Here is a 14,160-nt window from a genome sequence, read left to right as displayed (position 1 = left end):
GATACCCGAAAAAACGGTCACTCCGCGCTATCTTGCTGCAGGTGATCCAGGCCTCCGGACTGACCAGCAACCCCCGCAAGGCGCACCGGCCTGCCGTCGACGACGTCTCCTTCGAGGCGCGCGCCGGTCGGGTCACCGCGCTCCTCGGACCTGCGGGCGCCGGCAAGACGACGGCGATCCGGCTGATGCTCGAACTGCAACAGGGCCGCGGCATCACCTACTTCGGGGACCGGCCCATGCACCGGATCGCCCACCCGTCGTGGGAAGTCGGCGTACTCCTCGGTGACGTGCCCGGTCACCCGGCCCGCTCGATCCGCGGGCACCTGCGCATGCTGTGCGCGGCGACGGGAGTTCCCGTCCGCCGTGCCGACGAGGTCCTCGAAGTGGTCGGCCTCGTCAGCCTCCGCGAAGAACGCCTCGGCACCCTCTCTCGCGGCATGGACCGCAGGCTCGGACTGGCCTGTGCCCTCCTGCCCGACCCGCACACACTCGTCCTGGACGACCCCACCCAGGACTTGTCCGTCCGTGAGGCGCGCTGGCTGCACGGCATGCTGCGCGCACATGCGGCTCAGGGCGGCACGGTGCTGTTCACGACGGCCGACTCCAAGGAGGCCGCGCGCACGGCAGACCGCGTCGTCACCCTCGACGGCGGCAGACTCGTCGCCGATCAGGAGGCCAGGGAGTTCGCGCGTACCCGGCTGCGTCCACGCGTGGCCGTCCGAAGCCCCCACGCCGCCCGGCTCGCGGCTCTGCTCACCAAGGAGGCCCGAACCGACAAGCGCTCCCTGGAGGTCGTACGGGAGGGCGGCAATCGGCTCTCCGTGTACGGCAGTACGACCGCCGAGGTCGGTGAGACAGCGTTCCGGCACGGCATCCTCATCCACCAACTCGCCGATGAGGTGGGCGACATGGGATCCGGCGCGAAAGCAGGGCACGCAGGCGAAGTGAGCCCGGCCGACGAGGCGGTGGCGGCCGGGCGGGAACAGGCCCGGCCGAAGCGCTCGCCGGAGGAGCGGGCGCGGACCGCATCCGGCTCGTCCACGGAAGCGGCCGCTCGGCGTGCGCAGGCGGTGTCCGGCCTGCTGCCCGCGGGCCAGGAGCCTGCGGTCTCCAGCGTCTCGGCACCCGAGTCGGAGGCTGAGCAGGGCGCCGGCGGCGAGCGGCCGTCACCCGGAGGAGCCCACGGTCACAGTTCCCCGCCGCGCGTCACGAGGCTCGCCGACGACACTCCGGCCGAGAGGGGCGGCGCCGACCGTGCGTCCGCTCGCGCCACGGACGAAGCGGCCGGTGAGGCCGACGTCACTCCGTCCGGCGCGCCTGCGATCGCCGGCGACACCCGTTCCCAAGCCCCCGCGCCGGAGACCGGCCCCTCGGAGATCTCCGCGGATCCGGATGTGACCGCCGTCAGCACGCCGGCCGCGGGTTCGACGGCCGCCGGCGCGGCCGCACAGGGTGCGACCGTCCCGAGCGCGCGGAATCCGGATGCCCGGAATTCCGGCAGCCGCCAACCCCCGGCCGGGAGCCCCTCACGCGCGCGTGCCGACGCACCCCGCGCCCCTGACGTCCCGTCCCCCCTCCCGCCCCCCATCTCCGTCCGCCCCGCCCCCAGCCCCCTGCGCCCCGTGCGCTACGAACTGCGCCGCGCCGCCGGAATCGGCACCGGTTTCCTCACCTGTGGAGCCGTGCTGGTGGTCTCCGCGCTCACCGCCGTCTTGTTGGCGCGGCTAGGACACACCCCGCAGGCGCGGCTGTTCGCCGCCTGGCCGCGGGAGCTGCCGCTGCCGCCCGCGGCGCTCGCGGCGGGACTGCTGGGTGCGCTGGCCTTCGGAGACGAGTTCCGCCACCCCGCCCTGGCGGCGGACCGCGGGACCGTGCCCCGGCGGCTGGGGCTGCTCACCGCGAAACTCTTCGTCTCCGGAGTCACCGCCCTGATGCTGGCCTTCCTCACCGTGGGCTGCGACGCCGAAGTGCTCTACCTCGTCTACGGACGGGAGCTGACACAAGTTCCCTCGGACTGGCTTTCGCTCACCGCGAGTTGGTTCGGGCTGATGATCGGCTGCGCGTGGGCCGGTGTCCTGGCGGCCGGTGTCTTCCGGTCCACCACGGCAGGCCTCGCCGCCGTTCTCGCCGTACCCGTCCTCGTCGTTCCCGTCGTGCACAAGGCACTGCACGGCCCCGCCGTGCCGATGGCGGCCGGTCTGCCGCTGCGGACGAGGGAGGTCTTCCTGCTGCAGTGGCCCTTCGGAGGGGAGCGTTATCTGCTCGCCATGGCTCGTGTCGTCGCCCAACCGGTCGGCGGAGCGCTGACGTTGTCGCTGACCGCTCTGCTGTGTGCGTACCTGGTCACCACGCTGCGCACCAGGGTCCGATGACGACCTTGCGTGCGCTTCCGGTCCAGTCGTGCGCACAACTCCCCGGAGAAAGCTCGTTTCTTTCCGATAAGGCGTCAATTGCGATGCGGTGAGCGATCACCCTTTCGTGTGCTTTTCACCAAAGACCTCAAGGGAGTTGGAGACGACGCCGACAAAGGATCCGTGAGTACCCTTGCGCACACCATGATGACCGCCGCCCGCTCCTCAGACTCTGGTCTGGTCGGCCCGGGCGAACTCGACCGCTACCCCTACGCCGAGGCCCCGGTGACCGACCGCGTCGGAGCGCCCGCCTGGGACGGAGCGGCTGACCCCGAGCTGGGCCGCGTGGGCAGGCGCGCCGCGGGCAGCCGCGGGCGCGGACTGCACGGCCAACTCGTACAGCAGCTGGGTCAGATGATCGTCTCCGGCGACCTCGGGGCGGACCGCCCGCTGGTGCCCGAGGAGATCGGCCAGCGCTTCGAGGTCTCCCGCACCGTCGTCCGCGAGTCCCTCCGCGTCCTGGAGGCCAAGGGCCTCGTCAGCGCCCGCCCGAACGTCGGCACGCGCGTACGTCCCGTCAGCGACTGGAACCTCCTGGACCCGGACATCATCGAGTGGCGGGCCTTCGGGCCGCAGCGCGACGACCAGCGCCGGGAGCTGAGCGAGCTGCGCTGGACGATCGAGCCACTCGCCGCCCGCCTTGCCGCCGGGCACGGGCGCGAGGAGGTGCAGCAGCGCCTGTCCGACATGGTGGAGATCATGAGCCACGCCATGGCGCAGGGCGACGCGCTGACCTTCTCGCGGGCCGACACCGAGTTCCACGCGCTGCTCATCCAGATCGCGGGCAACCGCATGCTGGAGCACCTCTCGGGGATCGTCTCGGCGGCCCTCCAGGTCTCCGGCGGTCCGGTGACGGGCTGTGACCGGCCGAACGAGGCCTCCGTCGCCCTGCACGCACGGATCGTCGACGCGCTCGGCACCGGCGACGGCACGGCGGCGGAGGCGGCCATGCGCCAACTTCTGACCGTCCACCCCGAGGTGGAGCGCGTGGTGCCCGCCCCGCGCGAGCACTGACCCGCGCCGGAGGCGGTGGGGTCGCCGGTGTGCCGTGTTCTCGCCGTTCTCGCCGTTCTCGCCGTTCTCGTGGCGACGCCGGCCCGGGAACCGGCCGCCGCCGGACCCCGTCGGATTCTTGTGAGTCCGGCGGGGCCCGGCGGCGCGACGGGGCGCCCCTGTCGGCCGAGGCGTCGCGATCGGCTCATCGGAGACCTTCTTTGTCCGCATCTGAATGCTTTTGACCGCTTACGGGGTGTGACTCGGGCCACGCAGATTGGCCGTAACGCTCGTGGGAGCAGCGCGATGACCTAAGAGGTGACAGCCGCGGAGGGAATACGGACGCCATCACAGGCGCTGTGCATCTTCCCGGCCCCCGCCCGCTCCGTCGGCCCATCCCCAGGCCGGTGGTCGGCTCCTGTCCGCTGTGGACGGGGCCGGAAGCCGTTTTCCAACGTTCCGAGAGGTTGTTCGTGTCGGCCAGCACATCCCGTACGCTCCCGCCGGAGATCGCCGAGTCCGTCTCTGTCATGGCGCTCATTGAGCGGGGAAAGGCTGAGGGGCAGATCGCCGGCGACGATGTGCGTCGGGCCTTCGAAGCTGACCAGATTCCGGCCACTCAGTGGAAGAACGTACTGCGCAGCCTCAACCAGATCCTTGAGGAAGAGGGTGTGACGCTGATGGTCAGTGCAGCAGAGCCCAAGCGCACCCGAAAGAGCGTCGCAGCGAAGAGCCCGGCGAAGCGCACCGCCACCAAGACGGTCGCGGCGAAGACGGTGACCACCAGGAAGGCCACCGCCACCACGGATGCGCCGGCCGTGCCCGCCGCCCCGGCAGCCGACGATCCCGCCGAGGAAGCCGCACCCGCGAAGAAGGCAGCAGCCAAGAAGACGACCGCCAAGAAGGCGGCCGTGAAGAAGACCGTCGCCAAGAAGACGGTCGCCAAGAAGACCACGGCCAAGAAGGACGACGCCGAGGTTCCCGAGGAAGAGGTCCTCGAGGACACCAAGGTCGCCGACGAGCCCGAGGGCGCCGAGAGCGCGGGCTTCGTCCTCTCCGACGAGGACGAGGACGACGCTCCCGCCCAGCAGGTCGCCGCGGCCGGTGCCACCGCCGACCCGGTCAAGGACTACCTCAAGCAGATCGGCAAGGTCCCCCTGCTCAACGCCGAGCAGGAGGTCGAGCTCGCCAAGCGCATCGAGGCGGGCCTGTTCGCCGAGGACAAGCTGGCGAACTCCGACAAGCTCGCCCCCAAGCTCAAGCGTGAGCTGGAGATCATCGCCGAGGACGGCCGCCGCGCCAAGAACCACCTCCTGGAGGCCAACCTCCGTCTGGTGGTCTCCCTGGCCAAGCGCTACACCGGCCGCGGCATGCTCTTCCTGGACCTCATCCAGGAGGGCAACCTCGGTCTGATCCGCGCGGTGGAGAAGTTCGACTACACCAAGGGCTACAAGTTCTCCACGTACGCCACCTGGTGGATCCGGCAGGCGATCACCCGAGCGATGGCCGACCAGGCCCGCACCATCCGTATCCCGGTGCACATGGTCGAGGTCATCAACAAGCTCGCGCGCGTGCAGCGCCAGATGCTCCAGGACCTGGGCCGAGAGCCCACCCCGGAGGAGCTGGCCAAGGAACTCGACATGACCCCGGAGAAGGTCATCGAGGTCCAGAAGTACGGCCGCGAGCCCATCTCGCTGCACACCCCGCTGGGTGAGGACGGCGACAGCGAGTTCGGTGACCTCATCGAGGACTCCGAGGCCGTCGTCCCCGCCGACGCCGTCAGCTTCACGCTTCTGCAGGAGCAGCTGCACTCCGTTCTGGACACCCTGTCCGAGCGCGAGGCCGGCGTGGTCTCCATGCGGTTCGGTCTCACCGACGGTCAGCCGAAGACCCTCGACGAGATCGGCAAGGTGTACGGCGTGACGCGTGAGCGCATCCGTCAGATCGAGTCCAAGACCATGTCGAAGCTGCGCCACCCGTCGCGTTCGCAGGTGCTGCGCGACTACCTCGACTAGGCCCCGGTCCACGACGACGAAGGCCCGGCTCCCCTCGCGGGAGCCGGGCCTTCGTGCTGCGCGCAGCCCCGCCCTGGATGACTCTGGGTGTCCCAGTACCAGCCCAGAGTGAGGTGCTTGCATGCGCCGTACTGTTGTCCGTGCACTGATCCGGCCGCTGGTCATCGCGGCCACGATGACTGTCATACCCCTGCTCGGAGCGGCCCCGGTGGCCGCCGACAGCGTGGTCGTCGGGGGGTTTCCGATCGATGTCTCACAGGCGCCGTGGACCGTGGCACTGTCCAGCCGTGACCGGTTCGGGGGTACGCGCGCCGGGCAGTTCTGCGGCGGCGTCGCGGTCACCCGGACCACCGTGCTCACCGCGGCCCACTGTCTGGGCGAGGACGTCCTGGGGACGCCTCCGCACCGGGTGAGCGACCTCAAGGTCATCGCGGGTCGTACGGACCTGCTGTCCTCGGAGGGGGAGGAGATCGCCGTACGGGACGTCCGCGTCAATCCGCGGTACGACCCCGCCACCAACTCCGGCGACTTCGGCGTGCTCACGCTGGCCAGACCTCTGCCGCAGAGCGCCGTCGTGGCCATGGCACCTAAGGGCGACCCCGCGTACAAGGCGGGGACCAAGGCGCTGGTCTCCGGATGGGGTGACACGTCCGGCCACGGCGCCTACACGCGCCGGCTGCACGCCGCACGCGTACATGTGCTGCCGGACACCCTCTGTGCCCGTGCCTATCCGGGCGGTCCGGAAGGCGCCTACCGGGCCGACTCCATGCTCTGCGCGGGCGAGGTCAAGGGCGGGCCGGACGGCTGCCAGGGGGACAGTGGAGGTCCTCTGGTGGCCGGGGGGCGGCTGATCGGACTCGTGTCGTGGGGGGACGGCTGTGGGCGGCCGGGGAGCCCCGGTGTCTACACGCGTGTGTCCGACATTCTGCGCTCGCTGGGAGCCATCGCAGCGGGGCCTCAAGGCTCCCGTGGAGGTATCTGAGGGTTGCAGGGGGGTATGAGCACGGGCGGCCGCTCCTCTTCGGGAGTGGCCGCCCGTTCACCGGCCTGTGCCGGGGCTGGCTCGTCGTGTGTGCGAGATTCAGCGCTCTTCTTCGGCAGAGTTGCCGGGAACGGACGTAAGCCGCTCCGTCTCGTCCTGTATCTCAGCGGCGATCTTCTTGAGTTCCGGCTCGAACTTGCGACCGTGGTGGGCGCAGAAGAGCAGTTCTCCGCCGCTGAGCAGGACGACGCGCAGGTATGCCTGGGCGCCGCAGCGGTCGCAGCGATCGGCGGCCGTCAACGGGCTCGCGGGGGTCAGAACAGTAGTCACGTCGCCTCTTCTCTAGCTCGACGAGCTGTCGTACCAGGGTCAACATCCAACCAGCCCGAAAACGTTCCCGCTCGTGGCTTTTCCTCGAAAAAATCTTTCCGGGGCGGCTGTTTGCTGCCGGTTGGCGGCGAATGTGCCGTATTGCGTGTCTTAGGTGCTTACGGGTTCGCGCTGTCTTCGATGTCAGTCCTCCCGGCTGGGTTGCCGGTTGTTCATGAGGACGTGCCCGGAGCCTAAATGGTTCATGCCTCCAAGGGAACGTGATGTGCACTTCACTCCATCGAGGGATCGAACAGGTATGCGAGTCTGGACTAGGCTGAGTTCCCGACGAGGGTGGCGTTGCACCGGCTCTACCAGGCCTCGGTACCCTCTGAGCGGCGACCGAAGCCGCCCCCTTACCCAAAAGGGGGTCACCTGAAATTCAGCGAGGAGCGAACCGCGTGACCGCCGATACGTCCGTGCCGTCCACAGCGCTGCTGGCAGGAGCAGACCGGGACGGTTCCAACTACACCGCGCGGCACCTGCTCGTCCTCGAGGGTCTCGAGGCCGTGCGCAAGCGCCCTGGCATGTACATCGGCTCGACCGACAGCCGCGGTCTGATGCACTGCCTGTGGGAGATCATCGACAACTCCGTGGACGAGGCCCTCGGCGGCCACTGCGACCACATCGAGGTGATCCTCCACGACGACGCCTCCGTGGAGGTGCGGGACAACGGCCGCGGCATCCCCGTGGACGTCGAGCCCAAGACCGGCCTGTCCGGCGTCGAGGTCGTCATGACCAAGCTCCACGCCGGCGGCAAGTTCGGAGGCGGCTCCTACGCCGCCTCCGGCGGTCTGCACGGCGTCGGCGCCTCCGTGGTCAACGCGCTCTCGGCGCGCCTCGACGTCGAGGTGGACCGCGGCGGCCACACTCACGCCATCAGCTTCCGGCGCGGTGTGCCGGGTGCCTTCCGCGGGGACGGTCCGGACGCTAAGTTCGAGGCCAGGAGCGGTCTGGCCAAGGCCAGGAAGATCCCCAAGACCCGTACCGGCACGCGCGTGCGGTACTGGGCCGACCGGCAGATCTTCCTGAAGGACGCCAAGCTCTCCCTGGACACGCTGCACCAGCGCGCCCGGCAGACCGCATTCCTGGTGCCGGGCCTGACCATCGTCGTCCGCGACGAGTTCGGCCTCGGCGAGGGCGGCAGCAAGGGTGAGGAGTCCTTCCGCTTCGACGGCGGCATCAGCGAGTTCTGCGAGTACCTGGCGAATGACAAGCCGGTCTGCGACGTGCTCCGCTTCTCGGGACACGGCACCTTCAAGGAGACCGTCCCGGTCCTGGACGAGCACGGGCAGATGACCCCCACCGAGGTCACGCGCGAGCTGGCCGTGGATGTGGCGATGCGCTGGGGCACGGGCTACGACACCAACCTGCGCTCCTTCGTCAACATCATCGCCACCCCCAAGGGCGGCACCCATGTGGCCGGTTTCGAGCAGGCCGTCACCAAGACGATGAACGAGATGCTGCGCGCCAAGAAGCTGCTGCGCGTGGCCGAGGACGACGTCGTCAAGGACGACGCGCTGGAGGGCCTGACCGCCGTCGTCACCGTGCGGCTGGCCGAGCCGCAGTTCGAGGGGCAGACCAAGGAGGTGCTCGGCACCTCGGCGGCCCGCCGCATCGTGTTCAACGTGATCTCCAAGGAACTCAAGGCGTTCCTGACCAGCACCAAGCGGGACGCCGCCGCTCAGGCCAGGGTCGTCATGGAGAAGGTGGTCGCCGCCGCCCGTACGCGCGTCGCGGCCCGCCAGCACAAGGACGCCCAGCGGCGCAAGACCGCTCTGGAGTCCTCGTCCCTGCCGGCCAAGCTCGCCGACTGCCGCAGCGACGACGTCGACCGCAGCGAGCTGTTCATCGTCGAGGGCGACTCCGCTCTCGGTACGGCGAAGCTGGCCAGGAACTCCGAGTTCCAGGCGCTGCTGCCGATCCGGGGCAAGATCCTCAACGTGCAGCGGTCGTCGGTGACCGACATGCTCAAGAACGCCGAGTGCGGCGCGATCATCCAGGTCATAGGAGCGGGGTCGGGCCGTACCTTCGACATCGACGCGGCCCGCTACGGCAAGATCATCATGATGACCGACGCCGATGTGGACGGCTCCCACATCCGCTGCCTGCTGCTGACGCTGTTCCAGCGCTACATGCGGCCCATGGTCGAGGCGGGACGGGTCTTCGCCGCGGTGCCGCCGCTGCACCGCATCGAGATCGTCCAGCCGAAGAAGGGCCAGGACAAGTACGTCTACACGTACTCCGACCGTGAGCTGCGGGACAAGCTCATGGAGTTCCAGAGCAAGGGCATCCGGTACAAGGACTCCATCCAGCGCTACAAGGGTCTGGGCGAGATGGACGCCGACCAGCTGGCCGAGACCACGATGGACCCGCGTCACCGCACCCTGCGGCGGATCAACCTCTCCGACCTGGAGGCCGCCGAACAGGTCTTCGACCTGCTCATGGGCAACGACGTGGCGCCGCGCAAGGAGTTCATCTCCAACTCGGCGGCGACCCTGGACCGGTCACGCATCGACGCGTAGCCGCCGCACCGGGCTTCGGACGACCTGGCCGCTCCTCGGGAGCGGTCGGGTCGTCCGAGCGCGTGAGTCGGATGCGTGCGGGGTACTGAGCCTCGGCTTCCCGGCGGGCGGCTCAGCCCGGCACGCATGGCTCACCGCAGGTTTCTCCACCCGTGGGTGGAGGCGGACCGCCCGCGGCATTCCACCCGCGATCCACCCCCGCTCCGATCTCCCGACCTGCGAATTTCCGTAACTTCGAAGGCGTCGGCAGCGCTCGCTCCCGACACCACCTTCTGGCTACGGAGGCAGCGATGTCCGGGCTCGTCAACGCGTTGGTGATCGTGGCGGTCGTCGCCATAGTGATCGTCCGCCAGTTCCGCGCCCGCGCACTCGACACCGACCGGCGCTGGTGGCTGCTGCCCGTGATCCTCGCGGTCGTGGCGCTGCGCGAGCCCGGCATACTCGACGCCCACCACCGCACTGCATCCGGCGTGCTGCTCGCCGTGGAGGTGCTCATCGGCATGGCCACGGGTGCCGGCTGGGCGTGGACCACCCGCATCTGGAGGGCACCGGACGGTGTCGTGTGGACCAAGAGCACCAGGGCCAGCATCGCCGTATGGCTCGTCGGCATAGGCCTGCGCGTCGGCGTCTACGCCCTCGGTGCCGTGTCCGGCGTGCACCAGGACAGCTCGGCCCTGATGCTCGGCCTCGCAGGCACCCTGCTGGTCCGTGGCGGGATCCTGACCTGGCGGGCCCAGTCCTTCGGCTCCGCGAGCCGCACGGCCCCGGCGTACGGTGACGACATGCGGTCGGCGTGGAAGGAGCGCGTGTGACGGAGAACGCCTGGACACGCTGGCCGTCGCGGGAGGCCCTCGGCCGCAAGGGAACCCCCCGGCCCCGGCGCATCCTCGCCTGGGTCATCAGGCTCCTCGTGCTCGCTCTGCTCCTGTGGAGTGCGTTCAGCCAGAAGCACGTCGGCATCTGGGGCGCGCTGGCCGCCGTGGCGGCGGTCGTGCTGGCAGCTGTCGTCTCCTGGGCCTTCTTCCGCACCACCTACGAGCACAGGCTCCTGTCCTCCCTGGCACTCATGGGCGTGCTCCTGGGCATCGCGGTCGCGGCCGAGGCCACGGGGTTCAGCGGACCGGCTCTGGTGATCTGGTGCGGTTGCGGGATCTCCGCCCTGGAACGAATGCCCCTCGGCGCGGCTCTGCCTGTGACGTCGGTGGCCCTGGCCTCGTACTCGGCGTTCAACAACGACGTGTGGCTGACCACGGCCGCCACGGTGGCGGGCATGGCCCTCGCCGGATACGTCCTGCGGCTGGACGCCGAGGCCCGGGGCAGCGCGCAGCGACTGCTCACTCAGGAGCGGGCCGCGAGGGCCGCCGAGGCGGAGTCGGCGGCGCTGGCCGAGCGGGCAAGAATCGCCCGGGAGATCCACGACGTGCTGGCCCACAGCCTCTCGGCACAGTTGGTGCACCTCGAGGCGGCCCGGCTGCTGATCGAGCGCGATGCCGACCGGGAGCAGATCCTGGAGAGGGTGGTCGCCGCCAGGGGCATGGCACGCGACGGCCTCGCCGAGACCCGGCAGGCACTGTCCGCGCTGCGGGGCGAACTCACCCCGCTGGAGGACTTCCTGAGTGAACTCGTCGGCGCCGCCGACGGCGCCGAGGTCAGCGTCACGGGTGAGCGCAGGCCCCTGTCGGCCGAGGCGTCCCAGGCCGTGCGACGGGTGGCGCAGGAGGCGCTGACCAACGTCCGCAAGCACGCCCACGGCGCCAAGGTGCAGCTGAGTCTCGACTACGGCGATCACGAAGTGACGCTTGACGTGCGGGACTCGGGCGGTCGGCCGGGCGAACTCGCCGGGGCCGGCGGCGGGTACGGTCTGCTGGGGATGCGGGAGCGCGCCGAACTGCTGGGCGGCTCGCTCGACGCGGGGCCGGACGAGGAAGGGTTCGTGGTGACGCTGAAGGTGCCCGTATGACGGAGACGGAGGCGGGGAAGAAGCCCGCGCGGGTGGTGGTCGCCGATGACCAGACCGTGGTCAGGGAAGGCATCGTGATGCTGCTCGGGCTGCTGCCCGGTGTGGAGGTCGTGGGTGCCGCCGGGGACGGCGAGGAGGCCGTACGGCTGGTCGGCGAACTCGCGCCCGACGTGGTCCTGATGGACCTGCGGATGCCCCGCTGCGACGGCGTGGAGGCCACGCGGCGGATCCGGGCCGAATACCCGGGAACCCAGGTCGTGGTGCTCACCACGTACGCGGACGACGAATCGCTGTTCCCCGCGCTGCGCGCCGGAGCACGGGGGTATCTCACCAAGGACGCGGGCGGCGAGGAGATCGTACGGGCCGTGGAGAGCGTGCTGTCGGGGGACGCGGGTCTGTCGCCGAGCGTCCAGCGCAGGCTGCTGGAAAGACTGTCGGAGCCCGAGCCCCGGCCCGAACCCGCCGAGGCGGAGGCGCCCGACGGGCTGACCGCGCGGGAGACCGAGGTCCTGGTGCTCATCGCCGAGGGGCTCAACAACCACGAGATCGCCCGCAAGTTGCATGTCTCCACCGCGACCGTGAAGACGCACATCAACAACCTCTTCGCCAAGACAGGCCTCAAGGACCGGGCTCAGGCGGTGCGGTACGCCTACGGGAAGGGACTGGTGAGGCCACCCGTGAAGTGAGTCACCTTTTGGGGTGAAGAGCCGGGGGAAGAAGAGTCAGGGATCTTCCCGGTCTGTCCATCCTTGGGCATGCAGTCAAGCAATGGTCGCGCCCATGGAGCCGGGGACGGTTCCGGGAGTTCCGCCGAGGGCCAGGAAGAGCCCGCAGCGGCTTCCCGCGACGTGAGGTACGAGGACCCTTGGTACGACGCGCTGGCCTCCGGATGGGGCGAGTTGGACGGCGCCGGCATACCGGCACGGGCCGTACCGGCTGCGCGCGGGGAGCGGGACGGAGTGGATGTCCGCGCGCGTGATGTGTACCTCGAGGTTCAGCGCAGCGAGGCCTTCCAGGAGGTGCGCAGCAGGTACCGGAGGTTCGTCCTTCCTGGGGTCGCGGCCTTCCTCGTCTGGTACGTGGGGTACGTGGTCGCCGCGACGACCGTGCCCGGCCTGATGGCCCGTCCCGTGGCGGGAGCGGTGAACGTGGGCATGCTGGCGGGGCTCGGGCAGTTCCTCACCACGTTCCTGCTCACCTGGGCCTATTCCCGGCATGCGCGGCTGCGCCGGGACCGGGCGGCGCTGGAACTGCGCTGGGACACCCAGGAACTGACGCGCGAAGCCCGGGGAGGCGCCTCGTGACCGGTGAGCACCAGACGCTGGCGTTGTTGCTCTTCAGCACGTTCGTGGCCGTCACCCTCGGGATCACGACCTGGGTGAGTCGCAGGCGCCAGGGTTCGGCCGAGGAGTTCTACGCAGGCGGGCGGCTCTTCTCCCCGATGGAAAACGGTTTTGCCATCGCGGGCGACTACATGTCCGCCGCATCCTTCCTCGGAGTCACCGGGCTGATCGCCCTGTTCGGCTACGACGGGATGCTGTATGTGGTGGGCTTCCTCGTGGCGTGGCTGGTCGTGCTGTTCCTGGTGGCGGAACTGGTGCGCAACTGTGGGCGGTTCACCCTGGCCGACGTGGTGGCCGCGCGCATGAGCGAGCGGCCGGTGCGGATCGCGGCGGGAACGTCCTCGGTCACCGTTTCCGTTCTGTACCTGGTGGCACAAATGGTGGGCGCGGGCAGCCTGGTGGCGCTGCTGCTCGGGCGAACGAGCGGGGCGGCCCAGGCCTGGACGGTCATCGGGGTGGGCGCCCTGATGGTGATCTACGTGTCGTTGGGGGGCATGCGGGCCACCACCTGGATCCAGATCGTGAAGGCGGTACTGCTGCTCAGCGGGACGGTGGTGCTGACCGTGCTGGTGCTGGTGCGGTTTCACGGCGACTTCGACCGGCTGCTGCTGACCGCCGCGGAACGCAGCGGACACGGAAACGCGTTCCTGGCACCGGGGCTGAGGTACGGCGGGAACTGGACCGCCCGCCTCGACTTCATCAGCCTGGGGCTCGCACTGGTGCTGGGCACGGCTGGACTGCCGCACATCCTGTCCCGCTTCTACACCGTGCCGACGGCGCGGGCGGCCCGCCGCTCGACGGTGTGGTCCATCGGGCTGATCGGCGGCTTCTACCTGATGACGATCGTCCTCGGCTTCGGGGCCGCCGCCGTGGTGGGACCGGATGCCGTGCGCCGTTCGAACGCGGCCGGGAACACGGCCGTACCGCTGCTCGCTCTCGACCTCGGCGGTGGCGCCGGTTCGACGGGGGGGACTGTTCTGTTCGCAGTCGTCGCCGCCGTCGCCTTCGCCACGATCCTCGCGGTCGTCGCGGGGATCACGCTCGCCTCCTCGGTGTCCGTGGCGCATGACCTCTACGCGTCGCTGCGACGCACGCGTGCCAGGGCGCACAGTGAGGTGGCGGTGGCGCGCATCGCTGCGGCCGGTATCGGCGTGGTCGCGATCGCCCTGGGCCTGCTGGCCCGAGACCTCAACGTCGCCTTCCTGGTCGGCCTCGCCTTCGCCGTGGCCGCGTCGGCGAACCTGCCGGTGCTGCTGTACTCACTGTTCTGGCGCTCGTTCACGACGCGCGGCGCGGTGTGGGCCGTATACGGCGGTCTGGTTCCCGCGCTCGGACTGGTGCTGCTCTCGCCGGTGGTGTCCGGCAGCCCTGGCTCGCTCTTCCCGGACGTCGACTTCCAGTACTTCCCGCTGCAGAACCCGGGCATCGTCTCCATCCCGCTCGGCTTCCTCGCCGGCTGGCTGGGGACGGTCACCTCGGACGAGGTGGCGGACGAGGCCAAGTACGCGGAAACCGAGGTGCGGTCACTGACCGGGGCGGGAGCCGTCTAGTCACCACCGTCC

The 14,160-nt window shown here is 69.9% G+C and carries 11 protein-coding genes; 10 read left to right on the top strand and 1 reads right to left on the bottom strand.

All coding sequences use genetic code 11. The annotated features are described in order from the left end of the window. Nucleotides 1-41: 41 nt before the first annotated feature. The 4 genes from AC07CM_RS15690 (at nucleotide 42) to AC07CM_RS15675 (ending at nucleotide 6,401) form a co-directional block, all read left to right on the top strand. The gene (locus tag AC07CM_RS15690) at nucleotides 42-2,372 is read left to right on the top strand and encodes an ABC transporter ATP-binding protein (RefSeq protein ID WP_478876931.1); all 2,331 of its coding nucleotides are present in this window, start codon (nucleotides 42-44) and stop codon (nucleotides 2,370-2,372) included. A gap of 162 nt (nucleotides 2,373-2,534) precedes the next feature. Then, the gene (locus AC07CM_RS15685) at nucleotides 2,535-3,425 is read left to right on the top strand and encodes a FadR/GntR family transcriptional regulator (protein WP_478876930.1); all 891 of its coding nucleotides are present in this window, start codon (nucleotides 2,535-2,537) and stop codon (nucleotides 3,423-3,425) included. Nucleotides 3,426-3,877: 452 nt separating this feature from the next. Continuing rightward, nucleotides 3,878-5,419 carry an RNA polymerase sigma factor gene (locus AC07CM_RS15680; protein WP_478876929.1) on the top strand — a complete coding sequence of 514 codons (1,542 nt, stop codon included), beginning with the start codon at nucleotides 3,878-3,880 and terminating at the stop codon, nucleotides 5,417-5,419. A gap of 121 nt (nucleotides 5,420-5,540) precedes the next feature. Beyond that, entirely contained in the window at nucleotides 5,541-6,401 is an 861-nt protein-coding gene (locus tag AC07CM_RS15675; protein WP_478876928.1) for a serine protease, read from the top strand. A gap of 99 nt (nucleotides 6,402-6,500) precedes the next feature. Here AC07CM_RS15675 and AC07CM_RS15670 read toward each other — a convergent pair whose 3' ends face one another. Beyond that, nucleotides 6,501-6,731: a DUF7455 domain-containing protein gene (locus AC07CM_RS15670; RefSeq protein WP_478876927.1), complete on the bottom strand. Its 231-nt coding sequence runs from the start codon at nucleotides 6,729-6,731 to the stop codon at nucleotides 6,501-6,503. A gap of 440 nt (nucleotides 6,732-7,171) precedes the next feature. Here AC07CM_RS15670 and AC07CM_RS15665 point away from each other — a divergent pair, with 440 nt between their 5' ends. From AC07CM_RS15665 to AC07CM_RS15640, 6 genes are all read left to right on the top strand, one after another. Further along, nucleotides 7,172-9,295, top strand: coding sequence for a DNA gyrase/topoisomerase IV subunit B (locus AC07CM_RS15665; RefSeq protein ID WP_478876926.1), 2,124 nt, complete (start codon nucleotides 7,172-7,174; stop codon nucleotides 9,293-9,295). A 290-nt stretch (nucleotides 9,296-9,585) separates the two neighbouring features. Beyond that, complete coding sequence (locus tag AC07CM_RS15660; RefSeq protein ID WP_478876925.1) at nucleotides 9,586-10,107, top strand: DUF1453 domain-containing protein; 522 nt, start codon at nucleotides 9,586-9,588, stop codon at nucleotides 10,105-10,107. Then, nucleotides 10,104-11,255 (top strand): sensor histidine kinase, encoded by a 1,152-nt coding sequence (locus tag AC07CM_RS15655; protein WP_478876924.1) that lies wholly within the window; start codon nucleotides 10,104-10,106, stop codon nucleotides 11,253-11,255. Before AC07CM_RS15660 ends, AC07CM_RS15655 begins: the two co-directional genes overlap by 4 nt. After that, a complete protein-coding gene (locus AC07CM_RS15650; protein ID WP_478876923.1) occupies nucleotides 11,252-11,941 on the top strand; it encodes a response regulator transcription factor in 690 nt (229 codons plus the stop codon). Before AC07CM_RS15655 ends, AC07CM_RS15650 begins: the two co-directional genes overlap by 4 nt. A 69-nt stretch (nucleotides 11,942-12,010) precedes the next feature. Continuing rightward, entirely contained in the window at nucleotides 12,011-12,559 is a 549-nt protein-coding gene (locus AC07CM_RS15645) for a DUF485 domain-containing protein (protein WP_478876922.1), read from the top strand. Then, nucleotides 12,556-14,148, top strand: coding sequence for a solute symporter family protein (locus tag AC07CM_RS15640; RefSeq protein ID WP_478876921.1), 1,593 nt, complete (start codon nucleotides 12,556-12,558; stop codon nucleotides 14,146-14,148). The genes AC07CM_RS15645 and AC07CM_RS15640 overlap by 4 nt, the downstream gene beginning before the upstream one ends. The last annotated feature ends 12 nt before the right edge of the window (nucleotides 14,149-14,160 follow it).

It is taken from the genome of Streptomyces sp. NPDC044061 (genome assembly GCF_056434305.1).
The sequence above is the reverse complement of the archived record's forward strand: the minus strand, read 5'-3'. Positions and strand labels throughout refer to the sequence as shown.